15 protein-coding genes, 1 tRNA gene and 1 other RNA gene are annotated in these 16,777 nt (G+C 66.1%); 7 read left to right on the top strand and 10 right to left on the bottom strand.

All coding sequences use genetic code 11. The features are described 5' to 3' along the window. Nucleotides 1-6: 6 nt before the first annotated feature. Together AC59JP_RS12165 and AC59JP_RS12160 are read right to left on the bottom strand one after the other, a co-directional pair. Entirely contained in the window at nucleotides 7-321 is a 315-nt protein-coding gene (locus tag AC59JP_RS12165) for a YbaB/EbfC family nucleoid-associated protein (RefSeq protein ID WP_497326026.1), read from the bottom strand. Between the two features lie 69 nt (nucleotides 322-390). Beyond that, complete coding sequence (locus AC59JP_RS12160) at nucleotides 391-825, bottom strand: SRPBCC family protein (RefSeq protein WP_497326025.1); 435 nt, start codon at nucleotides 823-825, stop codon at nucleotides 391-393. 211 nt (nucleotides 826-1,036) lie between these two features. Here AC59JP_RS12160 and AC59JP_RS12155 point away from each other — a divergent pair, with 211 nt between their 5' ends. The 4 genes from AC59JP_RS12155 to AC59JP_RS12140 all read left to right on the top strand — a co-directional run bounded on the left by AC59JP_RS12155 (nucleotide 1,037) and on the right by AC59JP_RS12140 (nucleotide 5,664). Continuing rightward, the gene (locus tag AC59JP_RS12155) at nucleotides 1,037-2,452 is read left to right on the top strand and encodes an FAD-binding oxidoreductase (RefSeq protein ID WP_497326489.1); all 1,416 of its coding nucleotides are present in this window, start codon (nucleotides 1,037-1,039) and stop codon (nucleotides 2,450-2,452) included. Continuing rightward, the gene (locus AC59JP_RS12150; protein WP_497326024.1) at nucleotides 2,449-3,753 is read left to right on the top strand and encodes a class I SAM-dependent methyltransferase; all 1,305 of its coding nucleotides are present in this window, start codon (nucleotides 2,449-2,451) and stop codon (nucleotides 3,751-3,753) included. Before AC59JP_RS12155 ends, AC59JP_RS12150 begins: the two co-directional genes overlap by 4 nt. Before the next feature lie 88 nt (nucleotides 3,754-3,841). Beyond that, on the top strand, nucleotides 3,842-5,392 hold the full coding sequence (fadD5, locus tag AC59JP_RS12145; RefSeq protein WP_497326023.1) for a fatty-acid--CoA ligase FadD5: 1,551 nt from the start codon (nucleotides 3,842-3,844) through the stop codon (nucleotides 5,390-5,392). Between the two features lie 116 nt (nucleotides 5,393-5,508). After that, the gene (locus AC59JP_RS12140; protein WP_497326022.1) at nucleotides 5,509-5,664 is read left to right on the top strand and encodes a hypothetical protein; all 156 of its coding nucleotides are present in this window, start codon (nucleotides 5,509-5,511) and stop codon (nucleotides 5,662-5,664) included. Here AC59JP_RS12140 and AC59JP_RS12135 read toward each other — a convergent pair. Next, nucleotides 5,652-5,852, bottom strand: coding sequence for a hypothetical protein (locus tag AC59JP_RS12135; RefSeq protein WP_497326021.1), 201 nt, complete (start codon nucleotides 5,850-5,852; stop codon nucleotides 5,652-5,654). The two genes, AC59JP_RS12140 and AC59JP_RS12135, sit on opposite strands and share 13 nt — an antisense overlap. 69 nt (nucleotides 5,853-5,921) lie before the next feature. On the opposite strand from AC59JP_RS12135, the gene AC59JP_RS12130 reads away from it, so the two are divergent. Both AC59JP_RS12130 and AC59JP_RS12125 read left to right on the top strand, forming a co-directional pair. Continuing rightward, nucleotides 5,922-6,644 (top strand): molybdopterin-dependent oxidoreductase, encoded by a 723-nt coding sequence (locus AC59JP_RS12130; protein ID WP_497326020.1) that lies wholly within the window; start codon nucleotides 5,922-5,924, stop codon nucleotides 6,642-6,644. Next, nucleotides 6,628-7,242 (top strand): cytochrome b/b6 domain-containing protein, encoded by a 615-nt coding sequence (locus AC59JP_RS12125; RefSeq protein WP_497326019.1) that lies wholly within the window; start codon nucleotides 6,628-6,630, stop codon nucleotides 7,240-7,242. The genes AC59JP_RS12130 and AC59JP_RS12125 overlap by 17 nt, the downstream gene beginning before the upstream one ends. Nucleotides 7,243-7,404: 162 nt before the next feature. Here AC59JP_RS12125 and AC59JP_RS12120 read toward each other — a convergent pair whose 3' ends face one another. The 7 genes from AC59JP_RS12120 to ffs form a co-directional block, all read right to left on the bottom strand. Then, nucleotides 7,405-9,555, bottom strand: a complete 2,151-nt coding sequence (locus AC59JP_RS12120; protein WP_497326018.1) for a 3-hydroxyacyl-CoA dehydrogenase NAD-binding domain-containing protein — start codon at nucleotides 9,553-9,555, stop codon at nucleotides 7,405-7,407. Nucleotides 9,556-9,569: 14 nt separating this feature from the next. Then, the gene (locus AC59JP_RS12115; protein WP_497326017.1) at nucleotides 9,570-10,781 is read right to left on the bottom strand and encodes an acetyl-CoA C-acetyltransferase; all 1,212 of its coding nucleotides are present in this window, start codon (nucleotides 10,779-10,781) and stop codon (nucleotides 9,570-9,572) included. A 190-nt stretch (nucleotides 10,782-10,971) separates the two neighbouring features. Next, on the bottom strand, nucleotides 10,972-13,161 hold the full coding sequence (locus AC59JP_RS12110; protein ID WP_497326016.1) for a DNA polymerase III subunits gamma/tau: 2,190 nt from the start codon (nucleotides 13,159-13,161) through the stop codon (nucleotides 10,972-10,974). 48 nt (nucleotides 13,162-13,209) lie between these two features. Continuing rightward, the gene (locus AC59JP_RS12105) at nucleotides 13,210-13,791 is read right to left on the bottom strand and encodes an HhH-GPD-type base excision DNA repair protein (RefSeq protein ID WP_497326015.1); all 582 of its coding nucleotides are present in this window, start codon (nucleotides 13,789-13,791) and stop codon (nucleotides 13,210-13,212) included. A 19-nt stretch (nucleotides 13,792-13,810) separates the two neighbouring features. Next, nucleotides 13,811-14,983 carry a glycoside hydrolase family 183 protein gene (locus AC59JP_RS12100; protein ID WP_497326014.1) on the bottom strand — a complete coding sequence of 391 codons (1,173 nt, stop codon included), beginning with the start codon at nucleotides 14,981-14,983 and terminating at the stop codon, nucleotides 13,811-13,813. Nucleotides 14,984-15,154: 171 nt separating this feature from the next. After that, nucleotides 15,155-16,447: an aspartate aminotransferase type Ic gene (locus AC59JP_RS12095; RefSeq protein WP_497326013.1), complete on the bottom strand. Its 1,293-nt coding sequence runs from the start codon at nucleotides 16,445-16,447 to the stop codon at nucleotides 15,155-15,157. 33 nt (nucleotides 16,448-16,480) lie between these two features. Further along, an RNA gene (gene ffs / locus AC59JP_RS12090) (signal recognition particle sRNA small type) lies at nucleotides 16,481-16,575 on the bottom strand. 84 nt (nucleotides 16,576-16,659) lie between these two features. Between ffs and AC59JP_RS12085 the strand changes: the two genes are divergently transcribed. After that, nucleotides 16,660-16,747: transfer RNA gene (locus AC59JP_RS12085), tRNA-Ser, on the top strand. Nucleotides 16,748-16,777: the final 30 nt, after the last annotated feature.

The following is a 16,777-nucleotide window of genomic DNA, read 5'->3' as shown; positions in this document are numbered from 1 at the left end:
CAGGTCCTAGAACCCGGGCAGTCCGGGCAGACCGCCGCCGGCGAGACCGGCCAGGGGGCCGAGCTTCTGCGTCGCAACCTCGGAGGCCGCCCGCGACGCGTCCGCGATGGCGCCGATGATCAGGTCCTGCAGCGTCTCGACGTCGTCCGGATCGACGACCTTCGGGTCGATCGCCAGCGCGACCACCTCGCCGCTGCCCTTGACCGTCGCGGTCACCAGCCCACCCCCGGCCTGACCGGTGACCTCGGCGGCCGCGATCTCGGCCTGGGCCGTCATCAGCTGCTGCTGCATCTGCTGGGCCTGAGCCATGAGCTGTGCCATGTCGGGTTGCTGACCGGGTTGCACGAGTGGGTGTCCTCTCGAAAGGGAAAACAGATGCCTACAGCCTAGCTACTCGACCTCGCGGGCCAGCTTCTGCAGAACCTCGGCCTGGATCTTCTTCAGTCCCAGCGGCGCGAACGTCTTCTCGAAGAATCCGCCGATGCCGCCGGCTCCCGTCCACTGCGTCGTGGTGCTGACGGTGGAGCCCTGCCCGTTCGGGGCGACGGACCAGGTGGTCACCATCGAGGAGTTGGCGTCCTTCTCGGTGACCGTCGACCCGTCGACGGACACGGTGGCGAGGACGTCGCGCTGCCGCTTCTGGGTCGCCTGCAGCGTCCACCCCGCGACGGTCCCGGTGCCCTGCCCGCCCTGCTCGACGCGGTAGTTGCGGTAATGGTCGGAGAGAATGCGCGGCCGAACCGTCTCGTAGTCCGACACTGCCCGCAGCACTGCGTCGGGCGCCGCCGAGATGTCGAGCGAACTGGATGCACTGACCTGCGCCATGCCGTTCCTCCTACGCTGTGTAGTGATGTGGGCACCCATCTTCCCAATGGGCGACGTGCGTGCGACGGCGGGGCGACCCTGCCGCAACTTTTGTGTGACGTTTCGCCGTTTCGGTGAGCCTTCGGTAGCTAGGAGAACGATCGCGATATAGCGTTCTCGCGTGGCTCTCACTGTCGATCATCATGCCGACGGAACCGGCGCCCCACTCGAAATGGGACAAACCGCGTACGCCGCCGGAGTCGCCCGTCTGCTCGAGAGCTACCGCGCCATTCCGGCCGGCGCCACCGTCCGACTGGCCAAGAAGACGTCGAACCTGTTCCGCGCGCGTCCGAAGAACACCGCCCCCGGGCTCGACGTGTCGGGTCTCGCCAAGGTCGTCTCCGTCGACCCCGAGGCGCGCACAGCCGACGTCGGCGGCGTCTGCACCTACGAGGACCTGGTCGACGCGACGCTGCCCTACGGACTCGTTCCTCTCGTCGTCCCGCAGCTCAAGACGATCACCCTCGGCGGGGCGGTCACCGGGCTGGGGATCGAGTCGACGTCGTTCCGCAGCGGACTTCCGCACGAGTCGCTGCTCGAGGTCGACGTGCTGACCGGCTCGGGCGAGATCGTCACCGCGCGGCCGAACGGTGAGCATGCGGACCTCTTCGAGGGCTTTCCCAACTCGTACGGGACGTTGGGATATTCGACCCGACTGCGCATCGAACTCGAACCGGTCCTCCCCTACGTGGCGTTGCGCCACGTCCGCTTCCACGACCTGAAGACGCTCGAGACGACGATGGACAAGATCGTCGCCGAGCGCAGTTACGACGGTATCGCCGTCGACTACCTCGACGGTGTCGTCTTCACCGCGGACGAGGCCTACCTGACCCTCGGCGTCCAGACCGCCGAGGAAGGGCCCGTCAGCGACTACACCGGATCCGAGATCTTCTACCGCTCGATCCAGCACGACGGCGACACCCCCAAGACCGATCGACTGACCATCCGCGACTATCTGTGGCGGTGGGACACGGACTGGTTCTGGTGCTCCCGCGCGTTCGGCGCGCAGAACCCCACGATCCGGCGGTTCTGGCCGAAGAAGTACCGCCGCAGCAGCTTCTACTGGAAGTTGATCGGACTCGACCAGAAATACGACATCGGCGACCGCCTCGAGAAGCGCAAGGGAAACCCGCCGCGCGAGCGGGTGGTGCAGGACGTCGAGGTGCCGATCGAGAAGACGGCCGATTTCGTCCACTGGTTCCTCGAGGAAATACCCATCGAGCCACTGTGGTTGTGTCCGTTGCGGCTTCGTGAATCGGGTGGTTACTCCGCTCACGACCCGAGCGCAGAGGTCGGTCCACGCACGTGGCCCCTCTACCCGCTCGAGCCACACCGCACGTACGTCAACATCGGCTTCTGGTCATCGGTGCCCAAAGTCGACGGGCAGCGTGAAGGAGCAGCCAATCGGCTGATAGAGAAGAAGGTGTCCGAGCAGGGTGGGCACAAGTCGCTCTACTCCGACGCGTTCTACGACAAGGAAGAATTCGACGTGCTCTACGGCGGCGAGGTGTACTCGACGTTGAAGAAGAAGTACGACCCGAATTCGAGATTACTGGATTTGTATTCGAAAGCGGTGCAACGCAAATGACGACATTCAAAGAACAGACGAGCACTCATCGCAAGCTCACGATCTCCGAGATTCTCGAAGAGTTCGCCGAGGGTCAGATCCCGCTCAGGTTCAGCGCCTACGACGGCAGCACCGCCGGTGCGCCCGACGCTCCGTACGGCCTGACTCTCAAGAACCCGCGCGGAACGACCTACCTCGCAACGGCTCCCGGCGATCTCGGCATGGCCCGCGCCTACGTCTCCGGGGACCTCGAGATGGAGGGCGTGCACCCCGGTGACCCCTACGAGGTGCTCAAGGTCATGGGCGACGACCTCAGCTTCAAGCGTCCGTCCGCCAAGACACTCGCGATGGTGACGCGCTCGCTCGGGTGGGAATTGCTTCGGCCCATCGCCCCGCCGCCCCAGGAGTCGCTGCCGCGGTGGCGCCGGATCGCGGAGGGGCTGCGCCACTCCAAGACTCGCGACGCGGAGTCGATCCATCACCACTACGACGTGTCGAACACGTTCTACGAGTACGTGCTCGGGCCGTCGATGACCTACACGTGCGCTGCGTACCCCACTCTCGACGCCTCGCTCGAGGACGCCCAGGAGAACAAGTACCGCCTCGTCTTCGACAAGCTGGGCCTCAAAGCGGGCGACCGTTTGCTCGACATCGGCTGCGGCTGGGGCGGAATGGTCCGCTACGCCGCCCGGCGCGGTGTCCACGTGATCGGCGCGACGCTCTCACGTGAGCAGGCGGAGTGGGCGCAGAAGGCCGTCGTCGACGAGGGCCTCTCCGAGTTCGCCGAAGTCCGGTTCTCCGATTACCGCGACATCACCGAGACCGGGTTCGACGCGGTCTCGTCGATCGGACTGACCGAGCACATCGGCGTCGCCAACTACGCGGCGTACTTCGAGTTCATCAAGTCGAAGCTGCGCGACGGCGGGCGACTGCTGAACCACTGCATCACCCGCCCGGACAACCGGAGCAACGGCCGCGCCGGCGGCTTCATCGACCGCTACGTCTTCCCCGACGGCGAACTGACCGGGTCGGGGCGCATCATCACCGAGATGCAGGACGTGGGCCTCGAGGTTCGGCACGAGGAAAACCTTCGCGAGCACTACGCACTCACGCTGCGCGACTGGTGCCGCAACCTGGTCGACAACTGGGACGCCTGCGTCGCCGAGGTCGGCATCGGCACCGCCAAGGTGTGGGGCCTCTACATGGCCGGCTCGCGTCTCGGCTTCGAGCGCAACGTGGTGCAGCTGCACCAGGTTCTGGCGGTCAAGCTCGACGACAAGTCGAACGCGCACGTGCCGCTTCGCCCGTGGTGGGAGGGGTAGGCGCTCCGCACCTGCTGTGCGCGATTTCCGGCCCCTGAGGGGCGGAAATCGCGCACAGCGGGGGTGACCCCGTGGGATCGTTCTCGGCATGGCCACCTCCCCAGCCGTGAGTCACCAACCCGACAGCGCGCGACGCAACAACTGGAACAACCAGGTCCGGCGGCACGCGATGATGAATCCCGACGGCGTCGCCCTGCGTTTTCTCGGCGCGACCACGACATGGTCCGGCCTCGACGACCGCGTGGACCGGCTCGCGGGAGCGCTGAGCCGGCGCGGTGTGGGTTTCGGCGACCGCGTACTGATCCTGATGTTGAATCGGCCCGAGAACCTCGAGTCCGTCCTGGCCGTCACGGCGCTCGGAGCGATCGCGGTGCCGGTGAATTTCCGCATGACCCCGCCCGAAGTCGTCTACCTCGCGGAGAACAGTGGGGCGACGCTTCTGATCACGGACACCACCCTCGAACCCCTCGCGTCGGCCGTGGCCGGACAGGTCGGCTCGTTGACCGAGACGATCGCCGTCGGCGGTGGCAACTTCGATTCGCTGCTCGACGAGAACGAACCAGCGCCGGACGTCGACGTCCCCGACGACACTCCCGCACTCATCATGTACACCTCCGGCACCACCGGACGCCCCAAGGGCGCGGTGCTCTCGCACGCGAACATGCAGGCGCAGGCGCTGACGTGCCTACGCGCGCTGCACATGTACGGCGACGACCAGGTGGGCTTCTGCGCCTCCCCCATGTTCCACATCGCCGCCCTCGGCAGCCTCGCTCCCTCTCTGCTGCTGGGCATTCCGACGGTGATCCACCCCGTCGGCGCCTTCGATCCCGCGGTGCTGCTCGACGTTCTCGAAGCCGAACGTGTCACCACCCTGTTCCTGGTTCCCGTGCAATGGCAAGCGATGTGCGCAGAACAGGCACGCAACCCGAGAACGCTTGCACTGCGGGTCATCTCGTGGGGCGCGGCGCCGGCGTCCGACACGGTCCTGCGCGCCATGTCGGAGACATTCCCCGACGCTCTGAACGTTGCCGTGTTCGGTCAGACCGAGATGTCGCCCATCACCTGCGTTCTGGACGGTGAGGACGCGCTACGCAAGATCGGGTCGGTCGGAACGGTCATCCCCACCATCGCCGCGCGCATCGTCGACGACGAGATGAACGACGTACCCCGCGGCGAGATCGGTGAAATCGTCTACCGTGGGCCGACTTTGATGCACGAGTACTGGCAGAACCCCACGGCGACGGCCGACGCGTTCAGCGGTGGCTGGTTCCATTCGGGTGATCTCGTGCGGCAGGACGAGGAGGGCTTCGTCTTCGTCGTCGATCGCAAGAAGGACATGATCATCTCCGGTGGGGAGAACATCTACTGCGCCGAGGTCGAGAACGTACTGTTCTCGCACCCAAGGATTCTCGAGGCAGCCGTGATCGGGCGGCCCGACGACCGGTGGGGTGAGGTACCCGTCGCGGTGGTGGCGCTGACGGACCCGACCGTCGATCTCACTCTCGACCAGTTGACCGGGTGGCTCGACGAACATCTCGCCCGATACAAGCACCCGAAGGAACTGATCGTCGTCGACACCCTTCCGCGGAACGCGAGCGGCAAAGTGGTGAAAGTGGCGCTGCGGCAGTCGACCCAGTAGAAATCTCCTCTGGTCGTGTCGATCCGTCTGTACTTCGTCCTTCGCAAGGCCGGGTTCAGCGAGATCTGGTCCTTGGCGATTCCTGGTATCGCGTCAGGTGTGATGACCGCGCCATCATGGTGACTTTCGTACGACGGTTGTCACACCACGTCGACGGGATGCTCGAGCCGACGTCGAGGGCCACTGACATGAGTGGCGCCGCCATCATCGTCATCGCCCTGTTCATCGCATCGCAGCTGATTCAGCGGTGGCGCAGGAATCAGTCGAAGTAGCTAGACCTTCCGCCCCGACTCAGCACCACCAGGACGACTCCGACGATCAGAATGATCGGTCCGAGGACCGACCACGTCGTGGTGTTGCTCATCGCACTTCCACCGATCACCCCGAACCCCTGCAGGCTGAACAGCAGGCCGGCGAGGACGAGGACGACGCCGATGACGGTAACCACAGGGCTCTTCACCGCTCCACCGTATCCCCGGCGGGCTGCTCGAACGTGACGGAACAACGAATTCGGTGGACAGTGGAGTCCATGGCCAGACGAACAGAGGTACCCGGCGCCCCGGTGGGCCGGCGGGTGGTGCTCGGACTTGCGGTCGCGGGCGTCGCCGGGATCGTCGGCGGTGGGGCGATCCAGAAAGGTCTGGCCAGCGTCCTCGGACCGATCGGCAACCACGATCCCACCGGACTCATCGGCCTGATACCCGTCGGCAACACGTTCCGCTTCTACTCGGTGACACGGGGCGCGCCACGCAAGGACGAGACGAACTACGCACTCACCGTCGGCGGTCTGGTGAAATCAGCTCGGACACTCAGTCTTTCGGATCTGAACGGTATGCCTCAGACGTCGTTGACCTGCGACTTCCAATGTGTCACCGGGTGGCGGGTTCCGGAAGTCGCCTGGAGCGGAGTGAAACTGTCCGACATCCTCGACTCTGTCGGTCCGACGTCGGATGCCACCGCGGTCCGGTTCACCTCGTTCGACGGAACTTACACGGAGAGTTTGACTCTCGACCAAGCGCGACGCGACGACGTCCTCGTCGCGCTGACCATGATCGACGGCCCGGTGACGCACGACCATGGCGGCCCGGTCCGACTGTTCGTCGCACCGATGTACGGCTACAAGAGCCTGAAGTGGCTGGGCGGAATCGAGCTGACCCGCGACGTCGTCCCGGGCTACTGGGAGACGCGTGGATACTCCATCGACGGCTGGGTCGGCGCATCGAACGGACGTGACGATGACCCGACAAGCTGAGCGGCACCGGTTCGACCGGGTAGAACGGTACGTTCACTGGACCATGGGCGCCACCGTGATCGTCTGCATCCTGACGGCCGCAGTCCTGTACAACGGATCACTGGCCGTTCTGGTCGGCAATCGCCATGTGGTGGAACTGATCCATGTGTGGAGCGGCTTCCTGATTCCGGTACCGCTGATCCTCGGCGTCGTGTCCAAGGCGTACCGCTCCGACCTGTCGCTGCTGAACCGGTTCGTGGCCGACGACTGGAAGTGGTTGCGTTCCAAGGGTCGTCGCCTCGCAGCTGCGGGCGTGGGCAAGTTCAACGCCGGTCAGAAGCTCAACGGGGCGCTGTGTGCCGGATCGATCATCGTCTTCCTGATCACCGGCACCGTGATGTTCTTCCCCGACTGGAGCCCGCTGTCCTGGCGTACCGGAGCGACATTCGTGCACGACTGGTTCGCCCTGGCATTCGGGCTGCTGGTGGTTGGCCACATCGTCTACGCGTTCCGCGATCCGGAAGCCATGCGCGGCATGCGCACTGGATCGGTGACAACGGAGTGGGCCGAGAACGAGCATCCGGAGTGGCACAACCCTGTGCGCGAAAACCGCCCCTAGAGGGGCGGAAATCGCGCACAGGGTCTAGAGTCGGCCGCGATCTCGCGCCACCCGAACGGACGAAACGCCCCGCACCTCTCGGTACGGGGCGTTCGTGACCCAACGTCGTGCGCGATTTCCGCCCCCATAGGGGCGGAAATCGCGCACGGGTGGCGCAGCCCCCTAGCGCAGCGACTCCGGCGGCATGAACCGCTCGCCGTATGTCTTCGCCAATTCTTCTGCGCGAGCCACGAATGCGGCCTGGCCGATCGAGCCGTCGGCGGCTTCGTAACCCACGATGTACTGGTGCACACCGCCGGTCCAGGCCGGGTAGCCGATGCCGAAGATCGAGCCGATGTTCGCGTCCGCCGTCGAGGTGAGAACACCCTCGTCGAAGCACTTCTGCGTTTCGATGGCCTCGATGAACAGCATGCGCTCGATCAGGTCGTGGAACGGCGTCTCCGACGTACCGGACTTGAACGCGTCACGCAGACCCGGCCACAGGCCGGTGCGCTTGCCGTCGACGTACTCGTAGAACCCGGCGCCCTTGGCCTTCGACGGACGCTCGAACTCGTCGACCATCTTGTCGATGACCTCGCCCGCGGGATCGACCGGCGGCGTTCCACCGGCCGCGACGACGGCGTCGTAGGTCTCCTTGCGGATCTTCTGCATCAGCGTGAGCGTGAGCTCGTCCGAAAGCTGCAGCGGCGGTGCGGGATACCCGGCCTGCGATCCGGCCTGCTCGATGGTTGCCGGCTCGACACCCTCACCGAGCATGGCGATGGCCTCGTTGATGAAGGTGCCGATGACGCGGGAGGTGAAGAATCCGCGGCTGTCGTTGACCACGATCGGCGTCTTCTTGATGGCCTGGACGAGGTCGAATGCCTTGGCCAGAGCCGCATCCGAGGTCTTGTCACCGCGGATGATCTCGACCAGCGGCATCTTGTCCACGGGCGAGAAGAAGTGGATTCCGATGAAGTCTTCCTGCCGCTTCACACCGGTCGCGAGGGAGGTGATCGGCAGCGTGGAGGTGTTGGAGCCGAGCAGCGCCGTCGGGGCCACCAGGTCCTCGATCTCCTGGAACACCTTCTGCTTCAACGACTCCGACTCGAACACGGCCTCGACGACGAGGTCTGCTCCCTCGACGTCCTTGGCGTCGGCGGTCGGATGGATGCGTGCGAGCAGAGCGTCGGACTTCTCCTGCGTGGTCTTGCCGCGCGAGAGCGCCTTGGCCTCGATGGCCTCGGAGTACGCCTTGCCCTTGTCTGCGGCGGCCTGCTCGACGTCCTTGAGCACGACGTCGATGCCGGCCTTGGCGCACACGTACGCGATACCCGCGCCCATCATGCCGGCGCCGAGGACGGCGACCTTGCTGAACTGCGTCTTCTCGTAGCCGTCCGGACGCGACTTACCGGCGTTGATCGCCTGCAGGTCGAAGAAGAACGCCTGGATCATGTTCTTCGAGACCTGGCCGGTGACGAGCGAGGTGAAGTAGCGCGACTCGATGGTCGATGCGTTGTCGAAATCGACCTGGGCGCCCTCGACCGCAGCCGAGAGGATCGCGAGCGGCGCCGGCATGGGCGCACCCTTGATCTGCTTGCGAAGGTTCGACGGGAACGCCGGAAGGATCGACGCCAGTGAGGGATTCGACGGAGTGCCGCCAGGGATCTTGTAGCCCTTGACATCCCACGGCGCGACGCCGCCCTCGGGGTTGGCCTTGATCCATGCCTTGGCGGCCGGGACCAATTCCTCGACGGTGTCGACCAATTCGTGCAGCAGTCCGATTTCGAGCGCCTTCTGCGCCTTGAATCGGGTGCCCTGCGACAGGACAGTCATGAAGCCGTTCTGGATACCGAGCATGCGCGTGATGCGCGTGACGCCACCGCCGCCGGGAAGCAGACCCAGCGACACCTCGGGCAGTCCGACCTGAACGGCCGGGATGTTCGCGGCGATGCGGTGATGGGTCGCGAGAGCGATCTCGAGGCCGCCGCCGAGCGCGGCGCCGTTGATCGCGGCCACGACCGGCTTACCCAGCTTCTCGATTCGGCGCAGCTGCGCCTTGATTCCCTGCACCTCGTCGAACACCTGCTGGGTGTCGGCGGGGCCGGCCTTGATCATGTTCTTGAGGTCGCCACCGGCGAAGAAGGTCTTCTTCGCCGAGGTGATGACGACGCCGGTGATCGAGTCGCGCTCGGCCTCGAGGCGGTCGACGGTGGCACCCATCGAGTCCTTGTACAGCTCGTTCATCGTGTTGGCGCCCTGGTTCGGGTCGTCCATCGTCAGGGTGACGATGCCGTCGGCATCCTGATCCCACGTAATCATGTTGTCAGACATTATGTTTCAGTACCTCAGACTCGCTCGATGATGGTGGCCACGCCCATGCCGCCGCCGATGCACAGGGTGATGAGCCCGTAGCGGCCGCCGCGACGCTCGAGCTCGTCGACGACGACGCCCGTGATCATGGCGCCGGTTGCACCGAGCGGGTGACCCATGGCGATGGCGCCACCGTTGACGTTCAGCTTCTCGTTCGGGATCTTCAGGTCCTTCTGGAAGCGCAGCACGACGGACGCGAAGGCCTCGTTGAGCTCGAAGATGTCGATGTCGTCGACGGTCAGCCCGGCCTGCTTGAGCACCTTCTGCGCCGCAGGTGTGGGCCCGGTCAGCATGATCGTGGGATCGGCGCCGCTGGTGGCGGTCGCGACGACGCGGGCGCGCGGGGTCAGACCGAGATCCTTGCCGGCCTGCTCGCTGCCGACGAGCACCAGTGCCGCTCCGTCGACGATTCCGGACGAGTTACCGCCTGTGTGTACATGATTGATCTTCTCGACCCAGTGGTACTTCTGAAGCGCCACGTCGTCGAAGCCGCCCATGGCCGCGATGCCCTCGAAGGCAGGCTTGAGCTTGCCGAGGGATTCGACGGTGGAACCGGGGCGCATGTGCTCGTCGTTGTCGAGAACGAGGATTCCGTTCCGATCGACGACCGGCACAACGGACTTGGCGAAGTAGCCACCGGACCAGGCGGCTGCGGCGCGGTCCTGCGACTGCACCGCGTACGCGTCGACGTCCTCACGCGAGAAGCCTTCGATGGTGGCGATCAGATCGGCGCCGATGCCCTGCGGCACGAAGGAGGTGTGGTAGTTGGTCCACGGGTCCAGCGCCCACGGTCCGCCGTCCGATCCCATGGGTACGCGCGACATCGACTCGACACCGCCGGCGATCACGAGCTCGTCCCAGCCGGAGCGCACCTTCTGCGACGCCATGTTGACGGCTTCGAGGCCGGACGCGCAGAAGCGGTTGATCTGCACTCCGCCGACCGTGTCCGGCATTCCGGCCGCGTTGACGGCGGCGCGGGCGACGTCGGCGCCCTGGTCACCGACGGGCGAGACGACGCCGAGGATGACATCGGAGATGCGGTTCTCGTCCAGGTCCGGGAAGCGTCGACGCAGTTCGTCGATCAGCCCGGTGACGAGATCGATCGGCTTGATCGAGTGGAGGGAGCCGTTCTTGCCCTTCCCCCTCGGTGTTCTGATGGCTTCGTAGATGAATGCCTCTGTGCTCACAGCGCGCAGATCCTTTCCGATGATGTGGTCATGGCTGGATGTTCGTTGCCATGGGGACAGGCGCGAGGCGCCCTTGCCCACGAGATCGAGACCTCGACGCCACCATGTTATGCGCGCCGACCACACACCGACAGGACCCAAACGAGCGCAGAAAGTGACTGCACCGTGGCGTTTCCGCGTCGGAGAACGCTCAGACGTCCTTGAGCGGAATCGCACCCAGCTCGTTCTGCAGCAGCTCGAGCGCAACCTCGTCGGGATCGCGCCGCGTCGACGGATCCACCGGCTCCTTCGCCTGCTTCATCAGCTCTTCCTCGTCCTCCGGGCTCTCGGGAGGCGGCGGACCCGAGTAGTCGGCGAAGGCGGGTCCGGGGTCGTCCGGATAGTCGGGCTCCTCGGCGGGCGGCGGTATGTCGTCGGCCCGCGGCGAGCCACCGTTCGACCGATCCGACGACGACGGGGTGGTTGCGGGTGCGGCTCGGCTCGGACGCGAGAAGCGCGGCGGCGCGGCCTTGGGCTGCTCGGGTGCCGGTGCGCGCTGCGCCGGGGCCTGACGATGCGGCTCCGCACCGACCTCGCACCTGACCGTCCAGTCGACGCCGAACACGTCGCGCAGTGCGTCACGGATGACATCGGCGTTGCGCGGCTCGATCAAACGCTTGGCCAGCGGCGCCGAATCATGGCCCAGCACAAGCGAACCCGACTCGATTGCACGCACGGTGGCGCCGGACAGCATCACCTCGACCGTGCGGCTGCGTTCGCGCACCTTGGCCCGCACCTCCGACCACACAGCGCGAACCGCGGTGACGTCTGGCTCGCCCGACACAGCGGGGTCGGGAGTTTCCGGCGCCGGATCCGACTGAGGGGCGCTTTCGGTCGATCCATCGGGCTCAGGGGACCCCTGACTCGCAGCAGGAGCGGGAGCGGCGTCCGTCCGATCCGACTGAGGGGCACTTTCGGTCGATCTATCGGGCTCAGGGGACCCCTGACTCGCGGCAGGAGCGGGAGCAGCAGGAGCGGGAGCAGCAGGAGCGGGAGCAGCGGGAGCGGGGGTCGCGGGAGCGGGCGCCGGAGCAGGTTCCGGCGCTGCCACCGGAGCCACAGGCGCCGGAGCCGACGCTGCCGGCGCCGACGGCCGTCGATACACCGGCTGCCCCTCGGCCGGCTTGGCCGGCTCGGGGGCGCGCTCGGCCGCCGGAGCAGACGGCCGCTCGCCGTCGGGCAGGGTGACGTCGAGACGCCGCTCGAGTCGCTCGAGGCGTTGCAGCAGAGCCGATTCCGCGTCGGAGGCGGACGGCAGCAGCATGCGCGCGCACATGACTTCGAGCAGCAACCGCGGCGCCGTCGCCCCGCGCATCTCACCGAGCCCTGCGTGCACCGTTTCCGCGTACCGCGCCAAGGTGCCCGGCCCGATGTTCTCGGCCTCACCTCGGATGCGATCGAGTTGGTCGGCCGGAGCGTCGATGAGTCCGCGTTCGGCTGCGTCGGGAACGGCCTTGATCAGGATGAGATCGCGCAGCCGCTCGAGCAGGTCGACGGCGAAGCGTCGCGGATCGTGCCCGGCGTCCATGACCTTCTCGACGGTGCCGAACAGAGCGGCTCCGTCCTGGGCGGCCAATGCGTCGACCGCTTCGTCGATCAGCGCGACGTCGGTGACACCGAGCAACGCGAGCGCTCGCTCGTATCGCACACCGTCGTCACCGGCGCCGGCAAGAAGCTGATCGAGCACGCTCAACGTGTCGCGCGGCGAACCGCCACCAGCGCGGATGACGAGCGGATACACCGCGTCCTGCACGGTCACGTTCTCTTCGGCACAGATCTTCTGCATGAGGCCGCGCATGGCGGTGGGCGCCAGCAGTCGGAACGGGTAGTGATGGGTGCGCGAGCGGATGGTGGGGAGAACCTTCTCCGGTTCGGTGGTGGCGAAGACGAAGATGAGGTGCTCGGGCGGCTCCTCGACGATCTTGAGGAGCGCGTTGAATCCGGCGGTGGTGACCATGTGCGCCTCGTCCACGATGAAGACGCGGTACCGAGACTCGGCCGGGGCGTAGAAGCCGCGATCGCGCAGTTCACGCGTGTCGTCGACACCGCCGTGGCTGGCCGCGTCGAGCTCGATCACGTCCAGGTTGCCGGGGCCTCCGGGAGCGAGCGCGACACAGGAGTTGCAGACACCGCAGGGCGTGGACGTGGGCCCCTCGACGCAGTTCAGGGAGCGGGCGAGGATGCGCGCCGACGACGTCTTGCCGCAGCCACGCGGGCCGGAGAACAGGTAGGCGTGGTTGATGCGATGCGAGTCGAGAGCGACGGACAGCGGCTCGGTGACGTGCTCCTGACCGACCACTTCTGCGAACGTCGCTGGGCGGTATTTCCGGTACAGGGCCACGCCCGAAAGGGTACCGGCGGCCCCCGACAGCTGATAATTCCGTCCGGCTTACCCCGCGGACTCCTTGGCCGCCTTCTTCGCTGCCTTCTTGAAATCGCGCACCTCGTGCAACGACTTCTCGTCGACGACATCGGCGATCGAGCGGCGGGAACCCTCGTCGCCGTACGCGCCGGCGGCGTCGCGCCACCCGTCCGGGTCGACGCCCATCTGCTTGCCGAGCAGCGCGAGGAAGATCCGGGCTTTCTGATCGCCGTATCCGGGGAGCGCTTTGAGCCTCTTCAGCACTTCCTTGCCGTCGGGGTCGCCGTCGGTCCAGATGGCCTCCGCAGAACCGTCCCACCGTTCGACGATCGCCGCGCACATGTCCTGAATGCGCTTGCCCATGGACTTCGGGAATCGATGGACGGCCGGCGGCGTCGCGCATATCTCGATGAATTCGTCGGGGTTCATCGTGGCGATCGTGTGGACGTCCAACTCACCGAGCCTGTCGGCGAGCTTCTTCGGTCCGGCGAACGCGGACTCCATGGGAACCTGCTGATCCAGGAGCATCCCGATCAGCAGTGCCAGGGGGTCCGACGCCAGCAGCTCGTCGGCCGCGGGGTCGCCTACCAGGTGCAAGGTCGTGGCCATGGCGACGATCCTGTCAGCGTCAGCCGATCGCGTCCAGATCGGTGTGCATCAGGATGACGTTGTACGACGAGTACTGCGACACCGTGAAGTAGAGGTCGCTGCCGGACGACTTGGGGTGGATGTACGGGGCGTAGAGACCGCTGCCGGGGTAACCGCCGAGCTCGGAGTTGACGACGAGGGTGGTCGGGCCGCTCCACGGCCCCTCCGGCGACGGAGCGGTGCGCAGGACGATGCGTCCCTCGATGTCGTTGCCGTGCAGCATGACGTACTTGCCGAGATACGCGTTCCAGGCGACGGACAGTTCGCCGACCGGCTCACGCACGATTGGCGCGGCCGCATTGAGGTCCGACGACCACCCTCCACCGGTGAAGTACTCGTACCGGTTCAGATCGAGGATCGCGTCCGGCGCCACCCGCGAGAGATACACGGATCCGAGGCGCCCGTTGGGCGTTCCGTACTGGTAGACCTTGCCGTCGTTGCCGCGGACGAACGCCGACTGCTGGAATCGCGCGTTGAACTGCTCGGTACCAGGAATCGGCACACCGGAGTTGAAGCGCAGGGTGCCGGGCTCGGAGACCCACGTCTGCCCGTTGTCGCGGGAGGTGGCGATGCCGGAGTAGTTGGTGGACCAGGTGCTGCCGTTCCATGCCCGCACGGACATGAAGCTCATGTACTGGACGCCGTCGACCGCGATGGCCGCGGTGGGAATCACGGTGGTCTCGACGGGCGCGATGCCGAGCGTCGGGAGAAGTTGCGTGGCGAATCTCGGACTGACCGTGGAGACCGCCTCGTCGAGACTCATGCCGTCGGCGAGGTTGGAGTCGTTGCTGCGCAGCAGAACCTGGTGGCGCCACTCGCCGCCGGGGACGGTGCAGTTGCCGATCGTGTCACCGAAGGCGACGAGGGTCTGGCCGGCGCCGTTGTCCCACGAGATGCCCAGATCGGTGCCGGAGATACCGAAGCGCTCGAACGTGTTGTTGGCGCTGGCGGGTCCGGTCACCCAGGCCACCGTGTTCGTGTTGGCACCCCGGTAGTACGGAACGGGGCCCTGAATGCCGCTGGGCTGCTGGAACGGCAGGCCCACGCCGGTGATTCCGGTGCCGGGCACGCCACCGCACGGCTCTGCGGCCGCAGGCGAGCTCGACAACACGGTCAGCGATGCAACGGCAAGAGTCGACACCGTCGCAGACACGAGTCCGCGGGCACCCCGCATGCTTTCCCCCCATCACGGCCGACAGACGAATCGGCGTGACAGAAGGTAGCACCGGAAAACAGACGGGGCAGTACGCATTTGGGCATCGAACCTGTTCGACGCCACCAGGTTTGGGGTAAGTAACACCATCACGCCCAAACGTGACCAGGGTCACTCGTCGGCTATCAGCTTCTCCGTGGCCGCGAGCAGGACGCAGGTCGCGACTCCGTCCATGGACGCCTCGACCTCGCTCAGCGACGGAAAGCTCGGCGCCAGACGGATATTGCGGTCGTCCGGATCCTTCTTGTACGGGAACGCCGACCCGGCCGCCGTCAGCGCGATACCGGCGTCCTTGGCCAAGGCGATGGTCCGAGCTGCGGTGCCGTCCATGACGTCGAGGCTGACGAAGTACCCACCCTTGGGATCCGTCCACGACGCCACCTTGGCCGCACCCAGCCGGTCGTCCAGGATCTGCTGCACCAGCGCGAATTTCGGCGCCAGAATCTCACGGTGCTTCGCCATGTGGGCACGGACACCGTCGGCGTCGCCGAAGAAACGCACGTGCCGAAGTTGATTCAGCTTGTCCGGTCCGATGCTGCGAATGGCCAGATGCTTGGTGTACCACTCGAGATTCGTCGTCGACGAACCCAGGAACGACACTCCCGCACCGGCGAAGGTGATCTTCGACGTCGAGGCGAACACGTACGGCCGGTTGCGATTTCCCGCGTCGCGCGACCAACCCAGGACGTCGTACGACGGTGCGAAATCCTCGATCAGCGGATGAACCGCGTACGCGTTGTCCCAGAACAGCCGGAAATCCGGTGCAGCAGTGGGCATGTCACACAGAGCGCGGACGACGTCCTCGGAGAACACGGCTCCGGTGGGGTTGGAGTAGTTCGGCACGGCCCACATGCCCTTGACGGTCGGGTCGCTCCCGACCAGCTGCGCGATCTCGTGGACGTCCGGCCCGTCCGGACCGATCCCCACGGGGATCATCTCGATGCCCATGCGTTCGCAGATCGCGAAATGGCGGTCGTAGCCGGGGCTCGGACACAGGAAGCGCACCACCGGTTCGGCGGACCACGGCCGCGGCGAATCCGGGTTGCCGTGGAGCAGGGAGTACACGACGAGGTCGTGCATCAGTTCGAGGCTCGCGTTGCCCGCCGCGTACAGGTTCGAGGCCGGCACGTTCAGAAGCTCGCCGAAGATCTCGCGCAGCTCCGGCAGCCCGGTCAGCCCGCCGTAGTTGCGGCAGTCCGTTCCGGCTGCGTCCGTGAAGTTGCCGTCACCGGGCAACGACAACAGCTCGTTCGCCAGGTCCAGTTGCTCGGGCGACGGCTTGCCGCGGGTGAGATCGAGACTGAGCCCGCGGGCCTTCAGTTCGTCGTACCTGGCTTGCTGCTTCTGGTGTTCTCGGGCGAGTTCGTCGCGATTCATCAGTCCGAGTTGAGTCTGGGCTGGCATGCGAGAAGGCCTTCCGAACGCCTGAGGAGGGAGGTAAGGGGACCCCGCGCACCCGGCAGAGCCCGTTGACCCTTGCTGCCTTCCGGCCCTGGGGGAGTTCACAGGATGCGCGCCGCGCGGGATCCGGGGACCACTGTAGTCGGACACTGCGCCCATCCGGCAATCCGGACCGGATTCGTCTCTCAGGGGGTTCCGCCGGTATGCTCCCACACGGAGGATTCGCCTAGTGGCCTATGGCGCTCGCCTGGAACGCGGGTTGGGTTAACGCCCTCAGGGGTTCAAATCCCCTATCCTCCGCCACACGGGAAGCCCTCGACTGTCACAGGTCGG

The organism is Rhodococcus sp. 320_ES (genome assembly GCF_059691855.1).
The sequence above is the reverse complement of the archived record's forward strand: the minus strand, read 5'-3'. Positions and strand labels throughout refer to the sequence as shown.